This is a genomic window from Pseudomonas palmensis, from assembly GCF_049942755.1.
In the GTDB taxonomy this organism is placed as follows: domain Bacteria; phylum Pseudomonadota; class Gammaproteobacteria; order Pseudomonadales; family Pseudomonadaceae; genus Aquipseudomonas; species Aquipseudomonas palmensis.
This window is the reverse complement of the sequence record NZ_CP187958.1, coordinates 2,497,415-2,518,801: the sequence shown is the minus strand read 5'-3', so window position 1 is coordinate 2,518,801 and position 21,387 is coordinate 2,497,415. Positions and strand designations below refer to the sequence as shown.

The following is a 21,387-nucleotide window of genomic DNA, read 5'->3' as shown; positions in this document are numbered from 1 at the left end:
TCGGGCGACCACAGCCAGTCTGTGGTTTTAGCCGCTATACTACGCGCCCTCACGATACCCCTGCCCGCTCCGGAGCCCGCATGACCCAGGACCAACTCAAACAGGCTGTCGCCCAGGCCGCTGTCGATTTCATTCTGCCCAAGCTCGATGACAAGAGCATCGTCGGCGTCGGCACCGGTTCGACCGCCAACTGCTTCATCGACGCCCTGGCGCTGCACAAGGGTGCGTTCGATGGTGCGGTCGCCAGCTCCGAGGCCACGGCTGCACGCCTGAAGGGCCACGGCATTCCGGTGTACGAGCTGAACACGGTCAGCGACCTGGAGTTCTATGTGGACGGTGCCGACGAGAGCGACGAGCGCCTGAACCTGATCAAGGGCGGTGGCGCAGCCCTGACCCGCGAGAAGATCGTCGCGGCCGTGGCCAAGACCTTCATCTGCATTGCCGACGCGAGCAAGCTGGTGCCGGTACTGGGCGCCTTCCCGCTGCCGGTCGAGGTGATCCCGATGGCGCGCAGCCATGTGGCACGTCAGCTGGTGAAACTGGGCGGCGACCCGGTGTACCGCGAAGGCGTGGTGACCGACAACGGCAACATCATCCTGGACGTGTTCAACCTGCAGATCACCAACCCGGTGGAGCTGGAAACCCAGATCAACGCGATCGTGGGCGTGGTGACCAACGGCCTGTTCGCGGCGCGCCCGGCGGACCTGCTGCTGCTGGGGACCGCGGACGGCGTGAAGACCCTGACCAAGTAAGCTTGCGGGGCGGCCTCATCGCGGGCCAAGCCCGCTCCCACAGGTTCGGTGTGATCTTGTGGGAGCGGGCTTGACCCGCGATACAGCCTACTCGGTCTTCTTGAATACGTAGAACAGGTTCGGCTCGCTCACCACATACAGCGTCCCGGCATCGTCCAGCGCAATCCCCTCGGCCTGCGGCACGCTCGCCTTCAACCCGGCAGACCCCTTGCGCAGCGACAGGCTGCTGATCGGCTTGCCCTTCACGTCCAGCTCCAGCACCAGTTGCGATTCGTCCGACAGGGCCAGCAGATGCCCGCTGCGCTCGTCGAACTGCAAGCTCGACAGGTCTCTCACGAAAAGCCGCGAATCACGCTTGCGGTCCTGCACCACGTGCACCGCATAGGGCTGCTCCGGATTGTCATGGGGAAACCCGTGCACCTCGTAGATCAGCATCGGGTCGCGCTCCTTGGCCACGAACAGGCGCTTGCCGCCCGAGTCGTAGGCCAGCCCCTCGAAACCCTTGTTGCCGTTCAGGCCGATGCCCAGGGTAAGCTGCTCCGCATCCTTGGCATCCAGGAACGCGGTATCGGGCGCCACATGCACCCGGATCAGGCGCTGCTCGCGCTCGTCGGTGATCACGAAACTGCCCGGCCCCACATACTCCACCGCCTCGGGGTCGCCGAAACCGGTCAGGGGGATGCGCCGCACGATGCGCCCCTCCAGCGACAGCTCGATCAGCTCGGGGTTCTTGTTGGTGACCGTGTACAGGCTGTTGCGGTCCGGATCGAAGGTCAGCGCCGAAATATCCGCCTGCAGCCCCTCGACCGGACGTGCCTCGACCACCACCTGGTAGCGGCTCAGCCCCATGCCCTGCTCGGCCGGCTGCCACCAGGCCTTGAGGTCGAACCAGGCACGCTCGAACACGCGGTGCTGCTGCCCCGCCACGCCCAGGGCGGCAAGGGCCAGCAGACTGAAAACAAGAAAGACCAGGGGCAGGTAACGACGCATTCGGGAAGACTCGGCAGGGTTCGGGCGTCATCTAACCATAGCCAACTGAATCGAAGCTTAATGCCACTATGCGGGAGTCACTGCTTGCGAAAGCGGTAGAACAGGTTCGGCTCACTGACGATGTACAGGGTGCCCTGGTCGTCCATGGCCACGCCCTCGGCGCGAGGGATGCGCTTTTTCAGGCCGTTGAAACCGCCGAGCAGGGTCATGAAGCTGACCTGCTCGCCCCGCTCGTCCAGCTCCAGCAGCATGTTCGAGTCGGCCGACAGCACCAGCATGTGCCCGGTACGCGGGTCGACCCCCAGCGCCGAGAGGTTGCGCAGGTCCAGCTCGTCACTGGGCAGCGGCTGCTTGTCGCCGGTCAGCGGCGAACGGCCGTCGGTGCGCCAGGTGAACAGCTGTGGTGGACGCTCCTCGCCCAGCACGAGGCGCTGGTTGCGCGGGTCCCAGGCAATCGCCTCGAAGGCCTTGTTCTGATTGGCCGAAGGGCCCAGGTCGTATTGCGTGAAATCCTTGATGTTCAGTGCCTGGGTGCTGTCGTCCAGGCTGACGATGGTCATGGTGTGATCACGCTCGTCGACAATGGCCAACCGCCCGTCCGCCAGCACCGCAACCCCCTCGGGGTTGCTCCAGCCGTGAAGTGGCAGCTTGCGCAACACATCGCCGTCCAGGGTCAGCTCGACCAGGAACGGGTTCTTGCCCATGACGGCGAACAGGGTCTTGCGCTGGGGGTCGTAGGCCAGGTCGGAGGCCTCGTCGTCCTCCATGCCCGGCAGCACCTTGGCGTCGATATCGACCGTATAGCCCGGCAGCCAGATACTGGCCTGCTGTTCGCTCACCGACTCGAAACGCTCCTGCAGCCACAGCAGGCCACGGTCGTCCCAGTGCATGGCGATAGCCACGCCATAGCCGATCACCGCAGCCGTCACCAGCCAGGTAGACCAGCGCAACAGGAGACGACGCTTGCGCACAGGAGGGAGCGAACCGCTGGAAGGATAAGGTGTGGCCATCAGGTATTCCCGTTGTTTTTTTAGCCTGGCACGCAACACGCAGGCACGTTCACAAGGTTGATTCGCGGGGATTATCCGGATCATTTGTGAAAAAAACGGCAACGCCCGATCAAAGGCCGGGGAAAAGGTGGCAGTCGGCTATCGACTGCCACCCGGGGCAGGTCAGCGAACGCTGCCCTCGAAACGGCTTACACCGGGCAGTTCCAGCACCAGCTCATCGCCAGCGCTCAGCGGCCCGACGCCGGCCGGCGTACCGGTAAGAATCACGTCACCCGCCTGCAGCGCGAACTGCGAGGCCATGTGCTGGATCATCGGCACGATCGGGTTGAGCATCAGCGCGCTGTTGCCGTCCTGGCGCACCTCGCCGTTGATGCTCAGGCGAATGCCGATATCGGCCAGGTCTTCGAATGTGCTGCCAACCACGAAGGGCGTCAGCACGCAGGCGCCGTCGAAGCACTTGGCGCGCTCCCAGGGCAGGCCCTTTTCCTTGAGCTGCGCCTGCAGGTCACGCAGGGTCAGGTCCAGTGCCGGGGCGAAGCCGGAGATGGCGTCGAGCACTTCTTCTTCGGTAGGCGCCGGCGACAGCGACTTGCCCAGCAGCACCGCGATTTCCGCCTCGTAGTGCACCGAGCCACGCTCGGCCGGGATCTTGAACCCGCCTTCCAGCGATACCACGCAACTGCCCGGCTTAATGAACAGCAGCGGCTCGGTCGGAATCGGGTTGTCGAGCTCTTTGGCGTGCTCGGCGTAGTTGCGACCGATGCACACCACCTTGCCCACCGGCAGATGAGTACGCGTGCCGTCTACATACTGGTGCTGATAGTTCATTGCCGACTCCTGGAACGATGTTATTGGCGCTGCTGGGTTCACTCGACGGCGAAGATCTTGCCCGGGTTCATGATCCCGTTGGGGTCGAACACCGCCTTCACTGCCTTCATGTACTCGATCTCGACCGGCGAACGGCTGTAGGTCAGGTAGTCACGCTTGGTCATGCCCACGCCGTGTTCGGCCGAAATCGAGCCGTTGTACTTCTCTACCGTCTCGAACACCTGCTTGTTGACCACCGCGCAACGGGAGAAGAACTCGTCCTTGCTCATGTCGTCGGGCTTGAGGATGTTCAGGTGCAGGTTGCCGTCGCCGATGTGGCCGTACCACACCACCTCGAAGTCGGGGTAGCGTTCGGCGACGATCGCGTCGATATCCTTGAGGAACGCCGGCACCTTCGACACGGTTACCGAAATGTCGTTCTTGTACGGGGTCCAGTGCGAGATGGTCTCGGAGATGTACTCGCGCAGCTTCCACAGGTTCTGCAGTTGCTGCTGGCTCTGGCTCATCACGCCGTCCAGTACCCAGCCCTGCTCGACGCAGTGCTCGAAGGTGGCCAGGGCTTCGTTGGCCACTTCCTCGGTGCTGGCTTCGAATTCCAGCAGCGCGTAGAACGGGCAATCGGTCTCGAACGGCGCAGGCACGTCGCCGCGGCCCAGCACCTTGGCCAGGGCCTTGTCGGAAAGAAATTCGAAGGCGGTCAGATCGAGCTTGCCACGGAAGGCGTGCAGCACCGGCATGATGGAGTCGAAATCAGGCGTGCCCAGCACCATCGCGGTGAGGTTGTTGGGTGCCCGGTCCAGGCGCATGGTGGCCTCGACCACGAAGCCCAGGGTACCTTCGGCGCCGATGAACAGCTGGCGCAGGTCGTAGCCGGTGGCGTTCTTGATCAGGTCCTTGTTCAGCTCGAGCAGGTCGCCCTTGCCGGTCACGACCTTGAGGCCAGCTACCCAGTTGCGGGTCATGCCGTAGCGAATCACCTTGATACCGCCGGCATTGGTGCCGATATTGCCGCCAATCTGGCTGGAACCTGCCGACGCGAAGTCGACCGGGTAGTACAGGCCCTTGTCCTCGGCAAAATTCTGCAGCTGCTCGGTGATCACGCCAGGCTGGCATACCACGCTGCGGTCGAATTCGTTGAAGTCGAGAATCTGGTTCATGTAGTCGAACGCCACCACCACTTCGCCATTGGCGGCTACTGCGGCAGCCGACAGGCCGGTGCGCCCGCCCGACGGCACCAGGGCGACCTGGCGCTGGTTGGCCCAGCGCACGATGGCCTGAACCTGTTCGGTGCTCTTGGGGAACACGATGGCCAGAGGGGCTGGAGCAAAATGCTTGGTCCAGTCCTTGCCGTACGCATCAAGTGAAGCAGCGTCGGTCAGGACCTTTCCAGGCTCAACCAGGGTCATCAGCTCATCCAACAGCGCACGATCGGTCATCTACAGAACTCTCGAACAATTCATGGTCACCCTGAGCACGTTTCACGTGCCAGGGATGGGCGTAAACAGGGGTGCCTATGCTAGCATACGCACCCCCGCAGATCGTGCCGAAAGCCGATGCTGCGAGCGCTTCTTTCCCTGCCATTTTTCTCCGGGACACAGGTTTACGCAGATGAGCAAGACTTCTCTCGATAAGAGCAAGATCAAGTTCCTTCTCCTCGAAGGCGTCCACCAATCCGCCGTGGACGTCCTCAAGGCCGCCGGGTACAGCAACATCGAATACCTCACCGGCTCCCTGCCGGACGCGCAACTGAAGGAAAAGATCGCCGATGCCCACTTCATCGGCATTCGCTCTCGCACCCAGCTGACCGAAGAGGTCTTCGACTGCGCCAAGAAACTGGTCGCTGTCGGCTGTTTCTGCATCGGCACCAACCAGGTCGACCTGGACGCCGCTCGCGAGCGCGGCATCGCCGTGTTCAACGCGCCTTACTCCAACACCCGTTCGGTTGCCGAGCTGGTACTGGCCGAAGCGATCCTGCTGCTGCGCGGCATCCCCGAGAAGAACGCTTCCTGCCACCGTGGCGGCTGGATCAAGAGCGCGGCCAACTCCTTCGAGATCCGTGGCAAGAAGCTGGGCATCGTCGGCTACGGCTCGATCGGCACCCAGCTGTCGGTACTGGCCGAAAGCCTGGGCATGCAGGTGTTCTTCTTCGACCCGCTGACCAAGCTGCCGCTGGGCAACGCGACCCAGGTCGCCAGCCTGCACGAGCTGCTGGGCCTGGCCGACATCGTCTCGCTGCACGTTCCTGAGCTGCCATCCACCCAGTGGATGATCGGCGAGAAGGAAATCCGCGCGATGAAAAAGGGCGCGATCCTGATCAACGCCGCCCGTGGCACCGTGGTCGAGCTGGACCACCTGGCCGCCGCGATCAAGGACAAGCACCTGATCGGCGCCGCCATCGACGTGTTCCCGGTAGAGCCGCGCTCCAACGACGAGCAGTTCGAAAGCCCGCTGCGTGGCCTGGACAACGTGATCCTGACCCCGCACATCGGTGGTTCCACCGCCGAGGCCCAGGCCAACATCGGCCTGGAAGTGGCCGAGAAGCTGGTCAAGTACAGCGACAACGGTACCTCCGTGTCGTCGGTCAACTTCCCTGAAGTGGCCCTGCCGGCGCACCCGGGCAAGCACCGCCTGCTGCACATCCACCAGAACATTCCGGGCGTGCTCAGCGAGATCAACAAGGTGTTCGCGGAAAACTCGATCAACATCTCCGGTCAGTTCCTGCAGACCAACGAGAAGGTCGGCTACGTGGTGATCGACGTCGATGCCGAGTACTCGGACCTGGCGCAAGAGAAGCTGCAGCACATCAACGGCACCATCCGTTCGCGCGTGCTGTTCTAAACGCTTCGCCGGCAACGCCGATCCAAATGAAAAAGGCGACCCTCGGGTCGCCTTTTTTCATGCCCGCGATTTACTTCACGGTCACGGTGATCTTCTTCGATTCCACGCTTGGCTTGAACGGCACGTGGAACTTGTCGCCCAGCACCAGTTGCAGGGTGTGCTTGCCAGGGGTCAGGGTCAGCTGGGTTTCGGTCTGCGCCTTGCCAAAGTGCAGTACCTGCGGGCCGGCGGGCAGCGGCTGGCCGTTTTCCGGCATCAGGCTGGTGGGCAGCACCTGGTCGGCAGCCGGCGCCTTGTCGACGTCCACCAGCAGGTGATGATGGCCGCTATGCGGGGTGGCGTCGCCGGCCGGCTTGAGTTCCATGCCTTCGATGCCAAACTTGACGGTAAAGGTCTTGTCGACGGTGGCGCCATCGGCCGGGGAAACGATGAATACCTTGGCATCCTTGGGTGGTGCCTGGCTCACCAGGCCTTCGGCGGCGGCCAGCGCGGACACGCCCATCAACAAACCAGCGACGGCAGCACGCGAAAATAGGCTTTTCATTCACTTCTCCTGTGATTTACTTCGGTAACCCTTACCCCTGAATACCAGGGCAACGGTTCATTACGATAGATCAATTGCGCCAAGGCAAGCTTTAAAAAACGCCACGGAAAAATCTTCCCTGGCATCTAACATCCTCGGCCAAGTGCGGTCCTAGACACTGTTCGACCGCGACACACACAAAAAGTCGCGGCGACCGGACTCACTGCCAAAGACCAGGAAAGGGGCTTAGATGCGTTTGACTATTGGGGTACTGCTCACGGCCCTGCTGACCCCGTTGGCCCATGCCGAGCTGATCGACGAGGTCAACGATCGAAATGAACTGCGTATCGCGATCAGCGCCGATTCCTCGACCAATATCCGCAAGCAGGGCCAGTGGACCGGCTTCGAGATCGGGTTGGGCCAGGCGTTGGCCAAGGAGCTGGATGTAGGGGTGGAGTTCGTGCCCGTCGACCATGACGAGTTGCTGGACGGTGTGGAAAGCGGCCGTTACGACATCGCCCTGGACCAGATCACCGCCAGCCCCGAGCTCAAGCAGCGCCTGGGTGTCAGCGAACCCTATACCGACGGCGACGACGACAAACGCTATGTGATGCCCTTCCAGAAGGACAACCCGGCCTTCGAGAAAGCCTTGAACGCCGCCCTGCAGCGCATCAAGGACAACGGGCGCATGACCGAGCTGGCGCAGCAGGCGGCGCGGCCCGCTGTCGAGCCCCAGGCCCAGACCCACACCGAAGCGGCGGATGCTGCCGTGGACACCGACGCACCTTAGGCGTCGAGGGCATCCAGGGCCTGCACGGCCGCGTCCAGCTCCAGTTCGCTGAACACCTGCACCCCGGCCCGGCGCAACAGCGCCGTGGTCACACCCTCACCTTCCACCCTGGTGCCGCTGAACGTACCGTCATAGGTCAGCCGGTTGCCACAGGACGGGCTGCCCGACTTGAGCACGGCCACCCTTATGGCGTGGCGCTGCACCAGTGCCAGCGCCAGGTGCGCGCCCTGCACGAACGGCGCGGTCACGTCCTCGCCGGCTACCGTCACCACCCGGGCCTGGCCTTCCAGCACCGCACTGCCCTGCCCACCGGGAATTTCCGCAGGTGGCCGCGGGGTCGGCAGACCGCCGGCGACCTCGGGGCACAACGGCACCACGCGACCCTCCCGCTGCCAGCCCTGGAGCACATCCGGATGCCCGCTGGCGCGACCGTCATAGCGCACCGGCTGCCCCAACAGGCAGGCGCTGACCAGAACCTTGTGCATGCTAGAAGGGCTCGTTGCCGCGCCGACGGAACCAGCCGGTGAGCGACAACCGCTCGCGGTTGGCCGGCAGCACTTCGTGGGGGATCTCGCCGGAGAGGAACACCACCAGGCAACCGCCGGTCGGCTGCACATCGTGTTCCACATTGTCCTTGAGGGTCATGCGCAACTGCCCGCCATGTTCGGGCAGCCAGTCTTCGTTGAGGTAGATCACCGCCGAGACCATGCGCCGGTCGTCGTCGCGAAAGCGGTCCAGGTGCTTGCGGTAGAAGCCGCCGGGCGGGTACAGGGCGAAGTGGCACTCGAAGTCTTCCAGGCCCAGGAACAGGCCGCGGTTCATCGCTTCGCGCAGGCCGTCCATCAACCCCAGGTACTGGTCGCAGGCGTCCGAGTCACCGGGTTCGAGCCACTGGATATGGTCGTTGCGAATACCTTCGCGTACTTCCTGCGCGGGCCCTCGCCCGACCCCCGCAGGGGCCAGTTCGCCCTCGGCGGCGCGGCGGCGGCACTCGGCCGCCAGTGCCCGCGTCAGCGGGGCCGGCAGGAACAGGTCGTGCTGCGACCAGCCACGAGTGGCCAGGTCGTCGACGATGCGCGACAGCAAGGGGTGATCAAGGGATATCTGCATGCCGCGCATAGTATCGAGCCGCCAGCAAAACCGACAGCGCCACTTGGCCGAGAGTGTGCATTGGCGTCTCGACAAAGCCCCGCCGGGCCACGGACAATAGCGGCCTGCCGACAGGAGTCCTGAATGCGCCGTTTGTTTTTTCTGCTGTTGATGATCTGCACCACGCCTGTCCTGGCAGATACCCACGACCAACTGTACAAGGTTGCCGGGTGGCCGGAGCAGCGCGCCCACTTCACCGATGCCCTCGATGCCGCCCAGCAGCGCTATCGCAGCAGCCTGCCGCCTGCAGTCTTCCAGGCCCTGGTGAACAACAGCAACCAGCGTTTCGAACCCACCGCCGTCGACCGCCGCGCCGAAGCCCAGTTGCGCGCCAACCTCAGCGACCCCAAGCCTGCGCTGGAGTTTTTTCAATCCCCCCTGGGGCGCAAGATCGTGGCGGCCGAGCTGCTGGCCACCCGCCGTGACCAGTTGGCCAAGAATGCCAAGGGCCTGCCCAAGATCGAGGCCAGCGACAGCCGCCTGCTGATCATCGGCCACCTGGCCCAGGCCCTGCCGGCCCGCGAGGCCGGTGCCGAGGTCAGCCTGGCGATTGCCGGGGTAGCGGCCGACAGCCTGAGCCAGATGATCCCCGGCCTGCTCGGTGGCAGCCAGGCCCAGGGCCTGCTCGACGGACAGCGCCAGCGCCTGATGCAGCAGATCGAGGCCGACCTGAACAACACCCTGCTGTATGTGTATCGCGGGCTGTCGGATGCCGAACTCGATGCCTTTGCAAGCTTTGCCGAATCGCCCGAAGGCAAGGCGTACTATGCCGCCGCCCTGGCCGCAATCCGGGCTGGCCTGGCGGTCGGTCAGAGCACCTCCGACCTGCAGTGATCAGCCCAGGCGCTGGCCGATGAAGGCAAAGTAGTCTCGGCGTATTGCCGGCAGCTCGTTGACCAGGTGGTGGCGGGCTTCGGGCATCAGCAGAATCTGCGGTTCGGCGAACTTGGCCTTGAGCACCTCAAGGTTGTACGGCCAGTCCACAGTCATGTCGGCCTGCCCCTGCACGATCAGCGGCTGGCGCGGGCTGCATGGCGCCACCTCGATACGCTTGACCCACGCCATCAGCGCCCCGACCCAGGCAGTGGGCAGGCGCCGCGGCTGCAGCGGGTCGGCCTGCAGGAACGGCAAAAAGGTAGGGTCGTTGCTGTTCTCGCTGAAGCGCCGCTCGATGCCGGTGACGAAGTGGCGCAGCACCTGATAGCTGAATTTCGACCAGCGCCACGCACGCGGGCGTACCAGCGGCGCCAGCAGGATCACCTGGCCCTGGGCCGGGCTGTGCGCGCCGTGATGCAGCAGGTGGTCGACCAGGATGGCGCCGCCGGTGCTCTGCCCACACAGGTGCCAGGGTTGCGGCAGGTTCAGCGCCTGGCCCTGCTCGAACAGCGCCTGCAGCACGTCCTGATACACCGCAAAGTCATCGATGCTGGCGCGCTCGCCACTGGACAGCCCATGACCCGGCAGGTCGCAGGCGATGACCGCGAACTGCCGGGCCAGAGCCCATTCGATGGCGTGGCGGTAGAGGCCCATGTGGTCGTAGAAACCGTGCAGCAATACCAGCGTCGCCACAGGCGCGGCGGGCAGCCAGACCTGGGCGACCAGCTCGAAGCCTGCGGTGTCGAAACGCCCCAGCCAGCTGTCGACGCCGGGAATGTCCAGGCTGTAGAAATGCCGGTACGCCTGCGCCTGGGTCGACAACGGCTGACGCGCGGCCAGCGGTTGCAGGCTGGCACGCAGGGAGTCGGGCTGGAATGACGCGGGCATGGAAGTTACCAACAACGGGGCAAAGGATTGGCCTGTGATATTCATCTGTTGCGAACGGCGTGGCAAGCTGGGGGACTTTTTTGTTGCCTGTGCCGCCCCCTCGCCCGTAGGCGCCGGCCTTGCCGGCGAAAAGATACACCCCTTTCCAGAATTGGTACCCCCGATGCCCCGCCACCTGCTCACCGGCCTCACCCTGCTCCTCTGCGCCGCCGGCCTGTGGTGGGCCTACGACAGCTTCCAGGGCCGCTACCTGCGCCCCTTCGACAACCACACCGCACTGTTCGCCGGCGACACTCTGCGCCTGCCGGAAGACATCGCCGGCCCCGGCCCCGTCCGCCTGGTGCACTTCTGGGACCCGGCCTGCCCCTGCAACGTCGGCAACCAGCAGCACCTGGCCGAGCTGACCGAGCACTTCGCCGCCCAGGGCGTGGAGTTCTACGTGGTGCAAAAGCCCGGTACCCACGGCCAACTGCCCGCCACCCTCGGCGCGCTCAAGCCACTGGCCGATCTGCCCGGCGCCGAGCACCTGCCGGCAAGCCCTGCGGTAGCGATCTGGGACCGCAACGGCCAGCTCGCCTACTTCGGCCCCTACAGCGAGGGTGCCACGTGCAATTCGAGCAACAGCTTCATCGAGCCCATTCTGCTGGCCCTCACCCAGGGCCGCAGCGTGAACGCCACCCACACCCTGGCGGTGGGCTGCTATTGCCCCTGGGCCGGCTAGCGTACCCGTGCCGGATTGCCCATCGCTGTCGCCCCCGCCGGCACATCGCGGGTCACCACTGCGCCCGCGCCGATGATCGCATCATCACCAATGCTCACCCCTGGCAGAATCAGCGCACCGGCACCGATCCACACGTTGCTGCCGATGTTCACCGGGCGCCCGCTCTCCAGCCCCGAACGGCGGATGGCCGGATCGCGCGGATGGTCGGCGGTGAGGATCTGCACACCGGGGCCGATCTGGCAGTCATCGCCGATGTGCACCTGCACCACGTCGAGGATCACGCAGTTGAAGTTGACGAACACGTTGGCGCCCAGCGTGATGTTGTAGCCGTAGTCGCAATGAAACGGCGGCCGGATCACCGCGCCTGCCCCCACCTTGGCGAAGTGCTCGACCAGCAGGGCATGACGCTGCTCGTTGAGCAGTTCGGGGGAATGGTTGTAGCGGTACATCCAGTGCTTGTTGGCGATCTGCTCGGCCTGCAGCTCGGGACAGCCGGCATGATAGAGCTGGCCGGCGAGCATTTTCTGCTTTTCACTGAGGTTCATCGGACCGTGGCTTCCTGGGATGGGTTAAGTTGCAGGGTCTATCCTGTGCCGAACATCTGACCGGCCAGGGCAAGGAACGATCCTCGCACAAGGAGCCCCGATGAAACGCAGCCTTACCCTTCTTGCGGTGCTCATCGCCGCCGTCGCCGGCGGCGGCTACTGGTATGCCCACAGCAAGTTGCCGCAACGCACCGGCGAAGTCACCGTGGCCGGCCTGCAGGCGCCGGTGAGCGTGCGCTACGACCAGCGCGGCGTACCGCACATCCAGGCGCAGAACGAAACCGACCTGTACCGCGCACTGGGCTACGTGCACGCCCAGGACCGCCTGTTCCAGATGGAAATCACCCGGCGCCTGGCCAATGGCGAACTGGCCGAGGTACTGGGCCCCAAGCTGGTGGAGACCGACACCCTGTTCCGCAGCCTGCGCATTGCCGAGCAGGCGCGCAGCATGGTCGCCCGCCAGGACAGGCAATCCCCGGCCTGGCTGGCCCTGCAAGCCTACCTGGAGGGCGTGAACGCCTGGCAGGACTCGCACCCCAGGCCCGTGGAGTTCGATGTGCTGGGCATCACACCGCGCCCGTTCACCGCCGAGGACACCCTGAGCATCGCAGGGTTCATGGCCTACAGCTTCGCCGCCGCGTTTCGTACCGAGCCGCTGCTGACCTACGTGCGCGATCACCTGGGCAAGTACTACCTCAGCGACTTCGACCTGGGTTGGGACCCCGAAGGCGCGGTGCAGACCCCGCCACACCTGGCCGCCGCCGACTGGCGCAGGCTGGGCCGCATCGCCCAGGTCAGCCACCAGGCGCTGGGCGATGCGGGCCTGCCGCAATTCGAGGGCAGCAACGCCTGGGCTGTCAGCGGCAGGCTCACCGCCAGTGGCAAGCCGCTGCTGGCGGGTGACCCGCATATTCGCTTCTCGGTGCCGTCGGTGTGGTACGAGGCCGAACTGTCGGCGCCGGGCTTTCACCTGTACGGCTACCACCAGGCGCTGAACCCGTTCGCCTCGCTGGGACACAACCGCGAGTTCGGCTGGAGCCTGACCATGTTCCAGAACGACGACCTCGACCTGATCGCCGAGCAGGTCAACCCGGACAACCCCGAACAGGTGAAGATCCACGGCCAGTGGCACGACCTCACCTCCACCCAGCAGCAGGTCCGGATCAAGGGGGAAGACCCGCTCACCCTCACCCTGCGCCGCTCGCCGCACGGGCCGATCATCAACCCCGCCGTCAGTGGGCATGAAAACGGCACGCCGATCGCGATGTGGTGGGCATTCCTGGAAACCGAGAACCCGATCCTGGAGGCCTTCTACGACATCAACCGCGCCAACACCCTGGACAGGATGCGTGCGGCCGCCGCCAAGATCCACGCCCCCGGCCTCAACCTGGTATGGGCCAACGCACAGGGCGACATCGGCTGGTGGGCGGCAGCGCAGTTGCCGATCCGCCCGGATGGGGTGAACCCGGCGTTCATTCTCGACGGCAGCACGGCCCAGGCCGACAAGCTCGGCTTCTACCCGTTCAGCGCCAACCCGCAGCAGGAGAACCCCGCCGCGGGCTACATCGTCTCGGCCAACTTCCAGCCGGTGTCGCCCACCGGCATGGTCATCCCCGGCTACTACAACCCGCCGGACCGCGGCCGCCAGCTCAACAACAACCTGGCCTCGCCCGGCGTGAAGTGGGACCTGCACAACAGCCAGGCGTTGCAGCTGGACACGGCCACCGCCTATGGCCCGCACCTGCTCACACCGCTGCTGTCGGTACTGCGCCAGGTGGTCACCGACGTACACGAGCGCGAGCTGGTCGAGCAACTGGCCGCGTGGCGCGGCGACTACCCGGTGGAATCGACCAGCGCCACGCTGTTCAACCAGCTGCTGTACGAATTCGCCCGCGCCGCCACCCATGACGAGCTCGGTGACGAATGGTTCGAGACGCTGCTGTCGACGCGCATGGTGGATACCTTGCTGCCGCGCCTGGCCGCAGACGTGGATTCGCAGTGGTGGGCGCGCAAGGGCAGCAACGCGCACAGTGACCGCGAAACGGTGGTCAAGCTGGCCTGGGACAACACCCTGGCGCATCTGCGCACCACCCTGGGCAAGGACCCGGCGAACTGGCAGTGGGGCAAGGCGCACACGTTGACCCACGGGCACCCGCTGGGTGCGCAGAAGCCGCTGAACCTGCTGTTCAACGTGGGGCCATTCGCGGCGCCGGGCGCGCATGAGGTACCGAACAACCTGTCATCCAGAATCGGCCCGGCACCGTGGCCGGTGACCTACGGGCCATCGACGCGGCGCGTGATCGATTTCGCCGATGCGGGGACGGCGCTGAGCATCAACCCGCTCGGGCAGAGCGGCGTGGTGTTCGACAGGCACTATGCCGATCAGGCGCAGGACTATATCGACGGCAGGTATCAGCGGGCGCTGATGGGGTTGGCGGGGGAGACCGAGGGGACGTTGCGGCTGGTGCCCTAGGGCTGCTGTGCAGCCCATCGCGGGTCACGCCCGCTCCCACAGGGGTCTGCGGTGTTCGCAAAACCTGTGGGAGCGGGCGTGAACCGCGATGGCTTTTTCAGATCAGGCCGAGACCTGCGCCGCAGTGGCGCGGCGCACGTCCGGCTGCTTCCACGAATCCGCGGCGCTTTCTTCGATGGCTTGCTGGATCGCGCGCTTGCGGCGCTCTTCGGCACGGCGGCTGAAGTACCAGACCATGAAGGTCACCAGCGACACGCTGAGCAGGATCAGGCTGGCCACCGCGTTGATCTCAGGCTTCACGCCAAGGCGCACCGCCGAGAACACTTCCATCGGCAAGGTGGTCGAACCCGGCCCGGACACGAAGCTGGCCAGCACCAGGTCGTCCAGCGACAGTGCGAACGACATCATGCCGCCCGCCGCCAGCGACGGCGCGATCATCGGGATGGTGATCAGGAAGAACACCTTCCACGGCCGCGCGCCCAGGTCCATGGCCGCCTCTTCGATGGACAGGTCCAGCTCGCGCAGGCGAGCCGACACCACCACCGCCACATAGGCGGCGCAGAACGTGGTGTGAGCGATCCAGATGGTGACGATGCCGCGCTCCTGCGGCCAGCCGATCATCTGCGCCATGGCCACGAACAGCAGCAACAGCGACAGACCGGTGATCACCTCAGGCATTACCAGCGGTGCGGTGACCAGGCCACCGAACAGCGTGCGCCCCTTGAAGCGGGTCACGCGGGTCAGTACGAACGCCGCCAGGGTACCCAGCGCCACCGCGGCCACCGCGGTGTAGCAGGCGATCTCCAGCGAGCGCATCACCGAGCCCATCAGCTGGGTGTTGTCGAGCAGGCCCACGTACCACTTCACCGACCAGCCCCCCCACACCGTCACCAGCTTGGAGGCGTTGAACGAGTAGATCACCAGGATCAGCATGGGCAGGTAGATGAACAGCAGGCCTACCACCAACATCAGTTTGGAGAAACTGAAACGCTTCATGCCCTGCCCTCCATCTCTTTGGCCTGGCTGCGGTTGAACAGCAGGATGGGCACGATCAGGATTGCCAGCATCACCACCGCCAGGGCGGAAGCCACCGGCCAGTCACGGTTGTTGAAGAATTCCTGCCACAGCACCTTGCCGATCATCAGGGTTTCCGGGCCGCCCAGCAGCTCGGGGATCACGAACTCGCCCACCACCGGGATGAACACCAGCATGCAGCCGGCCACGATGCCGTTCTTGGACAGCGGCACGGTGATTTTCCAGAAGCTGTTGAAGGTGCTCGAACCCAGGTCGGACGCCGCTTCCAGCAGGCTCTGGTCGTGTTTGACCAGGTTGGCGTAGAGCGGCAGGATCATGAACGGCAGGTACGAATAGACCACGCCGATATACACCGCCAGGTTGGTGTTGAGGATCTGCAGCGGCTGATCGATCAGCCCCAGCCACATCAGGAAGGCATTGAGCAGCCCGTTGTTGCTGAGGATGCCCATCCACGCATACACGCGGATCAGGATCGCCGTCCAGGTCGGCATCATGATCAGCAGCAGCAACACGGTCTGCATTTCCTTGCGCGCGTTGGCGATGGCATAGGCCATCGGGTAGCCGATCGCCAGGCACAGGATCGTGCTGATCAGGGCCATCTTCAACGAGCCCAGGTAGGCCGCGATGTACAGCTCGTCCTCGGTCAACAGGCCATAGTTGGCCAGGTTGAGTACCAGCTGCACCTTGTCTTCGAGGTAGGTGAAGATCTCGGTGTACGGCGGGATCGCCACGTCGGCTTCGGCAAAGCTGATCTTCAGCACGATGAAGAACGGCAGCATGAAGAACAGGAACAGCCACAGGAACGGCACCCCGATCACCAGGTGACGCCCTTCGGGTATCAATCGCTGAAACGCTCGCTTGAGCTTGCGCGCTGTCATGACCGCAGGACCACGCCGCTGTCGTCTTCCCACCACACGTAGACCTGGTCATCCCAGGTCGGCCGGGTGCCCTGGCGCTCGGCGTTGGCGACGAACGACTGCACGATCTTGCCGCCTGGCAGCTCCACGTAGAACACCGAATGGCCACCCAGGTAGGCGATGTCGTGCACCTTGCCATGGGACCAGTTGAACTCGAAGCTCGGCTGCTCGGTGGTCACCAGCAGTTTTTCCGGACGCAGCGCATAGGTGATGCGCTTGTCTTCGACCGAGGTGGTCACACCGTGGCCCACGTAGATCTTGCGCTCGAGCTCGGGGCTGGCGATCAGCGCGTGGCCCTCGGCGTCCTCGACCACTTCGCCTTCGAACAGGTTGACGTTGCCGATGAACTCGCACACCAGGCGGCTGGTGGGGGTTTCGTAGATATCGATGGGGCTGCCGATCTGGGCAATCCAGCCCAGGTGCATGATCGCGATGCGCTGGGCCATGGTCATGGCCTCTTCCTGGTCGTGGGTCACCATCACGCAGGTCACGCCCACGCGCTCGATGATCTCCACCAGTTCCAGCTGCATCTGCGAACGCAGTTTCTTGTCCAGCGCGCCCATCGGCTCGTCGAGCAGCAGCAGCTTGGGCCGCTTGGCCAGCGAACGGGCCAGGGCCACACGCTGACGCTGGCCACCGGAGAGCTGGTGCGGCTTGCGCTTGGCGTACTGGGTCATGTGCACCAGCTTGAGCATCTCGGCCACCCGCGCCTCGATCTCGTCCTTGCTCATGCGGTCCTGCTTGAGGCCGAAGGCGATGTTGTCGGCCACGCTCATGTGCGGGAACAGCGCGTAGGACTGGAACATCATGTTGATCGGCCGCTCGTAGGGCGGCATATCGGTGATGTCCACGCCATCGAGGAAGATCCGCCCTTCGGTCGGGCGCTCGAACCCTGCCAGCATGCGCAGCAAGGTGGACTTGCCCGAGCCGGAGCCACCGAGCAGCGCGAAGATCTCGCCCTTCTTGATCTCCAGGGACACATCGTCCACCGCTACGGTTTCGTCGAACTTCTTTGTAACCCGGTCGATCTTGACCAGCACCTGTTTAGGTTGCTGATCGCCTTCTAGGGCTTTCTTATAGGCACCGGAGGCAACTGCCATGTGTGAAACTCCCAACAAGATTTTGGTGCCCGCCCCTGCCGTGACGGGCCCTGGATAGTTACTTGCCCGACTTGATCTTGGTCCAGCTTCGGGTCATCAAACGTTGCACTTTGGGGGGTAACTCTGAGTTGACGTACAGCTTGTCCAGCACCTCTTGCGGTGGGTAAACCGCTGCGTCGGTTCGCACGCTCTGGTCCATGAGTTCGCCAGCCTTGGGGTTCGGGTTGGCGTAACCGACGTAATCGCTGACCTGGGCGATGACCTCAGGCTTGAGCAGATAGTTGATGAAGGCGTGGGCCTCTTTGACGTTCTTGGCGTCCTTGGGAATCGCCAGCATGTCGAACCAGAGGTTGCCGCCTTCCTTGGGGATCGCGTAGGCGATTTCCACGCCCTTGCCCGCCTCTTCGGCGCGGGACTTGGCCTGGAACACGTCGCCGGAGAAGCCGGCGGCCACGCAGATGTCGCCGTTGGCCAGGTCCGAGATGTACTTGGACGAGTGGAAGTAGGTCACGTAGGGACGTATGGCCAGCAGCTTCTTCTCGGCGTCGGCGTAGTCCTTGGGGTTGGTGCTGTTGGGGTCGCGGCCCATGTAGTTGAGCACCGCCGGCAGCATCTCGTCGGCCGAGTCGAGGAACGCCACGCCGCACTTGGAGAGTTTCTTGATGTTTTCCGGCTCGAACAGCACGGCCCATGAATCGATGGTGTCGGTGCCCAGCGCGGCCTTGACCTTCTCGACGTTGTAGCCGATGCCATTGGTGCCCCACAGGTAGGGGACCGCGTACTGGTTGCCCGGGTCGTTCTTCTCCAGGCGCTTCATCAGGGCCGGGTCGAGATTGGAATAGTTGGGCAGCAGCGTCTTGTCGAGCTTCTGGAACGCGCCCGCCTTGATCTGCTTGCCGAGGAAATGGTTGGACGGCACCACCACGTCATAGCCGGTGCGACCGGCCAGCAGCTTGCCTTCCAGGGTTTCGTTGGAATCGAAGACGTCCTGCACCGGCTTGATGCCGGTCTCCTTTTCGAAGTCCGCAAGGGTGGTCTGGCCGATGTAGTCCGACCAGTTGTAGATATGCACCGTGGGCGCCGCCTGGACACTGATCGCCAGCGTCAGGCTCGCTGTGGCCAGGACGGCCTTGCGAAAATGTGAAGTAGACAAGTGGGAGGTCCTCTACAAAAGTGCCCGAGTCGTTTGGCAGATACGCCTGCGGTACCGGCAAACCGGCGCGCAACTTACCTTCGATACACCCATCGAGCAAAAAGAATTTGCCCTCGAGCCCCGTTCAGGCACTGTTTTTCAGTGCCTGACGGGAAAAACCGGATTTATTTGCCCGATTTGATCTTGGTCCAGCTGCGGGTGATCAGGCGCAGGGTGCCTGCATCCAGATCGCTGATCGCGTACAGGTGCTTCTTCACTTCATCCGACGGGTAGATGCTCGGGTCGCCGGAGATGTCCTTGTCCACCAGAGCGGTGGCTGCCTTGTTGCCGTTCGGGAAGCGCACGGCGTTGGTGATCTCGGCCATGACTTCCGGCTGCATCAGGAAGTCCATGAACTTGTAGGCTGCTTCGACATTGGTGGCGTCCTTGGGAATCGCGACCATGTCATAGAAGGTGCCGGCGCCTTCTTTCGGAATGCTGTAGGCCAGCTTGACCTTGTCGCCCGCTTCGTGGGCACGGGCCTTGGACTGCTCCAGGTCACCCGAGTAACCCACGGCCACGCAGATGTTGCCGTTGGCCAGGTCCGAGATGTACTTGGAGGAATGGAAGTACGCCACCGATGGGCGAATGCTCAGGAACAGGTCTTCGGCGGCCTTCAGGTCTGCCTTGTCCTTGCTGTTGGTCGGCTTGCCCAGGTAATGCAGGGCCGCCGGGATCATTTCGGTCGGTGCGTCGAGGAAACTCACGCCGCAGCTCTTGAGCTTGGCGATGTTTTCCGGCTTGAACACCACGTCCCACGAGTCGATCTTGTCGACGCCCAGCGCGGCCTTGACCTTCTCGGGGTTGTAGCCGATGCCAATGCTGCCCCACATGTACGGGAAGGCATGCTTGTTGCCCTGGTCGCTGGCATCGCCCACGGCCTTGAGCAGGTCTTCGTCGAGGTTCTTCCAGTTCGGCAGCTTGGACTTGTCCAGCTCCTGGTACACACCGGCCTTGATCTGCTTGGCCAGGAAGTTGTTGGACGGTACCACCACGTCGTAGCCCGACTTGCCGGCCAGCAGCTTGGCTTCCAGGGTTTCGTTGCTGTCGAACACGTCGTAGACCACCTTGATGCCCGACTGCTTCTCGAACTTGGCGATGGTGTCCGGCGCAATGTAGTCGGACCAGTTGTAGACGTGCAGCACCTTGTCGTCCGCCTGAACAGCACCGGCCATCAACCCCGCGAGGGTAGCGGCCAACAGCGTCTTGCCCATTTTCTTCATGCGTAATGCTCCAGAATTTTTTATAGAAACCATCTGTTCAGCGACCGACTCGTTCGGCGCAAGCGCTGGGCGACTGAAACAGTCGCTAGTCTGGCAAGATCCACGGCGCGGTTTCAACCAGAGTGCGCCGCAGATCGCCATTCAACCCAAGGCTGAGCCTAGCACCTGCTCACTTCAACGCTTCGAGCGTCAGGTCCAGGCATTTGCGTGCCTTTTCCACCAGCTCGTCGATCTCCTCGCAGGTGATGACCAGCGGCGGCGCGATGATCATGGTGTCGCCCACGGCGCGCATGATCAGCCCGTTGTCGAAGCAGAACTGGCGGCAGATCATGCCCACGCCCTTGCTCTCGTAACGGGTGCGGGTCGCCTTGTCCTTGACCAGTTCGATCGCGCCGAGCATGCCCAGGCCACGGACCTCGCCCACCAGCGGATGATCGTTCAGCTCACGCAGACGTTTCTGCAAATACGGTGCCGTTTCTGCCTGAACGCGCTCGATGATTTTCTCGTCGCGCAGGATCCGCAGGTTTTCCAGGGCCACTGCTGCTGCCACCGGGTGGCCGCTATAGGTGAAGCCGTGGTTGAAGTCGCCGCCTTCACTGAGCACGGCCGCCACTTCGTCCCGCACGATCACGCCGCCCATGGGGATGTAGCCCGAAGTCAGGCCCTTGGCGATGGTCATCAGGTCGGGCTTGAGGCCGTAGTAGTCGGTACCGAACCACTGGCCGGTACGACCGAAACCGCAGATCACCTCATCGGCAATGAACAGGATTTCGTACTTGGCGAGGATTTCCTTGATCTTCGGCCAGTAGGTTTCTGGTGGGATGATCACCCCGCCAGCACCCTGGATCGGCTCGGCGATAAAGGCGGCCACGTTGTCTTCGCCGACTTCGAGGATCTTCTTCTCCAGTTGCTCGGCGGCCCATACGCCGAACGCGTCCGGGGTCATGTCGCCGCCTTCGCCGAACCAGTACGGCTGCGCAATATGCACGATGCCCGGCAGCGTACCGCCCTGCTCGTGCATGCCGCTCATGCCGCCCAGGGCAGCGCCGGCCACGGTGGAGCCGTGATAGCCGTTGACCCGACCGATGATCACCTGCTTCTGCGGCTTGCCCTTGAGCGCCCAGTAATGGCGGACCATGCGCAGGTTGGTGTCATTGCCTTCGGAGCCGGAGCCGGTGAAGAACACATGGCTCATGCCCGCAGGGGCCACCTCGGTGATCGCCCGGGCCAGCTCCAGCGCCGGCGGGTGGGCGGTCTGGAAGAACAGGTTGTAGTACGGCAGCTCGCGCATCTGGCTGGCTGCCGCCTCGGCCAGTTCTTCACGGCCGTAGCCGACGGCCACGCACCACAGCCCGGCCATGCCGTCGAGGATCTTGTTGCCCTCGCTATCCCACAGGTGCACGCCCTTGGCCTTGGTGATGATCCGCGGGCCTTTTTCCTTCAGCTGCTTGTAGTCGCTGAACGGCGCCAGGTGATGATCACGACTCAGGTCTTGCCACTCGCGGGTTTGCGGGTTCTTGACGCTCATGTGCTTCTC

The 21,387-nt window shown here is 63.9% G+C and carries 21 protein-coding genes; 6 read left to right on the top strand and 15 right to left on the bottom strand.

Annotation, left to right across the window (positions count from 1 at the left end):
- Window positions 1-80: 80 nt before the first annotated feature.
- Entirely contained in the window at window positions 81-752 is a 672-nt protein-coding gene (gene rpiA / locus ACPRTJ_RS11580; RefSeq protein ID WP_058541765.1) for a ribose-5-phosphate isomerase RpiA, read from the top strand.
- Between the two features lie 87 nt (window positions 753-839).
- Here the strand turns inward: rpiA and ACPRTJ_RS11575 are convergent, their stop codons facing one another.
- The 4 genes from ACPRTJ_RS11575 to ACPRTJ_RS11560 all read right to left on the bottom strand — a co-directional run bounded on the left by ACPRTJ_RS11575 (window position 840) and on the right by ACPRTJ_RS11560 (window position 5,016).
- Window positions 840-1,742, bottom strand: coding sequence for an SdiA-regulated domain-containing protein (locus tag ACPRTJ_RS11575; RefSeq protein WP_088514631.1), 903 nt, complete (start codon window positions 1,740-1,742; stop codon window positions 840-842).
- 77 nt (window positions 1,743-1,819) lie between these two features.
- Window positions 1,820-2,752, bottom strand: a complete 933-nt coding sequence (locus ACPRTJ_RS11570) for an SdiA-regulated domain-containing protein (protein ID WP_100634265.1) — start codon at window positions 2,750-2,752, stop codon at window positions 1,820-1,822.
- A 162-nt stretch (window positions 2,753-2,914) separates the two neighbouring features.
- A complete protein-coding gene (locus ACPRTJ_RS11565) occupies window positions 2,915-3,580 on the bottom strand; it encodes a fumarylacetoacetate hydrolase family protein (RefSeq protein ID WP_043863442.1) in 666 nt (221 codons plus the stop codon).
- Window positions 3,581-3,618: 38 nt separating this feature from the next.
- On the bottom strand, window positions 3,619-5,016 hold the full coding sequence (locus ACPRTJ_RS11560) for an FAD-binding oxidoreductase (RefSeq protein WP_043863441.1): 1,398 nt from the start codon (window positions 5,014-5,016) through the stop codon (window positions 3,619-3,621).
- A 172-nt stretch (window positions 5,017-5,188) separates the two neighbouring features.
- On the opposite strand from ACPRTJ_RS11560, the gene serA reads away from it, so the two are divergent.
- Window positions 5,189-6,418: a phosphoglycerate dehydrogenase gene (serA, locus tag ACPRTJ_RS11555; RefSeq protein WP_043863440.1), complete on the top strand. Its 1,230-nt coding sequence runs from the start codon at window positions 5,189-5,191 to the stop codon at window positions 6,416-6,418.
- Window positions 6,419-6,488: 70 nt separating this feature from the next.
- Here the strand turns inward: serA and ACPRTJ_RS11550 are convergent, their stop codons facing one another.
- Window positions 6,489-6,962, bottom strand: a complete 474-nt coding sequence (locus ACPRTJ_RS11550) for a DUF4399 domain-containing protein (RefSeq protein ID WP_058541763.1) — start codon at window positions 6,960-6,962, stop codon at window positions 6,489-6,491.
- Between the two features lie 229 nt (window positions 6,963-7,191).
- On the opposite strand from ACPRTJ_RS11550, the gene ACPRTJ_RS11545 reads away from it, so the two are divergent.
- On the top strand, window positions 7,192-7,731 hold the full coding sequence (locus ACPRTJ_RS11545; RefSeq protein ID WP_043863438.1) for a transporter substrate-binding domain-containing protein: 540 nt from the start codon (window positions 7,192-7,194) through the stop codon (window positions 7,729-7,731).
- On the opposite strand, the gene ACPRTJ_RS11540 is transcribed toward ACPRTJ_RS11545, so the two are convergent.
- Both ACPRTJ_RS11540 and ACPRTJ_RS11535 read right to left on the bottom strand, forming a co-directional pair.
- Complete coding sequence (locus ACPRTJ_RS11540; RefSeq protein ID WP_229588982.1) at window positions 7,728-8,216, bottom strand: DUF523 domain-containing protein; 489 nt, start codon at window positions 8,214-8,216, stop codon at window positions 7,728-7,730. The two genes, ACPRTJ_RS11545 and ACPRTJ_RS11540, sit on opposite strands and share 4 nt — an antisense overlap.
- Window position 8,217: 1 nt before the next feature.
- Window positions 8,218-8,850 (bottom strand): 2OG-Fe(II) oxygenase, encoded by a 633-nt coding sequence (locus tag ACPRTJ_RS11535; protein WP_043863436.1) that lies wholly within the window; start codon window positions 8,848-8,850, stop codon window positions 8,218-8,220.
- 114 nt (window positions 8,851-8,964) lie between these two features.
- On the opposite strand from ACPRTJ_RS11535, the gene ACPRTJ_RS11530 reads away from it, so the two are divergent.
- Window positions 8,965-9,714, top strand: a complete 750-nt coding sequence (locus ACPRTJ_RS11530) for a DUF2059 domain-containing protein (protein ID WP_426428874.1) — start codon at window positions 8,965-8,967, stop codon at window positions 9,712-9,714.
- On the opposite strand, the gene ACPRTJ_RS11525 is transcribed toward ACPRTJ_RS11530, so the two are convergent.
- Window positions 9,715-10,644 (bottom strand): alpha/beta hydrolase, encoded by a 930-nt coding sequence (locus ACPRTJ_RS11525; protein WP_058541761.1) that lies wholly within the window; start codon window positions 10,642-10,644, stop codon window positions 9,715-9,717. It abuts the gene before it with no gap.
- 163 nt (window positions 10,645-10,807) lie between these two features.
- Between ACPRTJ_RS11525 and ACPRTJ_RS11520 the strand changes: the two genes are divergently transcribed.
- Window positions 10,808-11,365, top strand: a complete 558-nt coding sequence (locus ACPRTJ_RS11520) for a DUF6436 domain-containing protein (RefSeq protein WP_043863433.1) — start codon at window positions 10,808-10,810, stop codon at window positions 11,363-11,365.
- Here ACPRTJ_RS11520 and ACPRTJ_RS11515 read toward each other — a convergent pair.
- Window positions 11,362-11,910, bottom strand: coding sequence for a sugar O-acetyltransferase (locus ACPRTJ_RS11515; RefSeq protein WP_043863432.1), 549 nt, complete (start codon window positions 11,908-11,910; stop codon window positions 11,362-11,364). The two genes, ACPRTJ_RS11520 and ACPRTJ_RS11515, sit on opposite strands and share 4 nt — an antisense overlap.
- A gap of 100 nt (window positions 11,911-12,010) precedes the next feature.
- On the opposite strand from ACPRTJ_RS11515, the gene ACPRTJ_RS11510 reads away from it, so the two are divergent.
- On the top strand, window positions 12,011-14,383 hold the full coding sequence (locus tag ACPRTJ_RS11510) for a penicillin acylase family protein (RefSeq protein WP_088514627.1): 2,373 nt from the start codon (window positions 12,011-12,013) through the stop codon (window positions 14,381-14,383).
- A gap of 102 nt (window positions 14,384-14,485) precedes the next feature.
- Here ACPRTJ_RS11510 and ACPRTJ_RS11505 read toward each other — a convergent pair whose 3' ends face one another.
- The 6 genes from ACPRTJ_RS11505 to ACPRTJ_RS11480 form a co-directional block, all read right to left on the bottom strand.
- Window positions 14,486-15,379, bottom strand: coding sequence for an ABC transporter permease subunit (locus tag ACPRTJ_RS11505; protein ID WP_043863430.1), 894 nt, complete (start codon window positions 15,377-15,379; stop codon window positions 14,486-14,488).
- A complete protein-coding gene (locus tag ACPRTJ_RS11500) occupies window positions 15,376-16,257 on the bottom strand; it encodes an ABC transporter permease subunit (protein ID WP_173925095.1) in 882 nt (293 codons plus the stop codon). The genes ACPRTJ_RS11505 and ACPRTJ_RS11500 overlap by 4 nt, the downstream gene beginning before the upstream one ends.
- 35 nt (window positions 16,258-16,292) lie before the next feature.
- Window positions 16,293-17,435: an ABC transporter ATP-binding protein gene (locus ACPRTJ_RS11495; RefSeq protein WP_043863428.1), complete on the bottom strand. Its 1,143-nt coding sequence runs from the start codon at window positions 17,433-17,435 to the stop codon at window positions 16,293-16,295.
- A 58-nt stretch (window positions 17,436-17,493) separates the two neighbouring features.
- Window positions 17,494-18,588 carry a polyamine ABC transporter substrate-binding protein gene (locus tag ACPRTJ_RS11490; RefSeq protein WP_043863427.1) on the bottom strand — a complete coding sequence of 365 codons (1,095 nt, stop codon included), beginning with the start codon at window positions 18,586-18,588 and terminating at the stop codon, window positions 17,494-17,496.
- Window positions 18,589-18,752: 164 nt separating this feature from the next.
- Window positions 18,753-19,850, bottom strand: a complete 1,098-nt coding sequence (locus tag ACPRTJ_RS11485; protein WP_043863426.1) for a polyamine ABC transporter substrate-binding protein — start codon at window positions 19,848-19,850, stop codon at window positions 18,753-18,755.
- A gap of 169 nt (window positions 19,851-20,019) precedes the next feature.
- On the bottom strand, window positions 20,020-21,378 hold the full coding sequence (locus tag ACPRTJ_RS11480) for an aspartate aminotransferase family protein (protein ID WP_426428869.1): 1,359 nt from the start codon (window positions 21,376-21,378) through the stop codon (window positions 20,020-20,022).
- Between the last annotated feature and the right edge of the window lie 9 nt (window positions 21,379-21,387).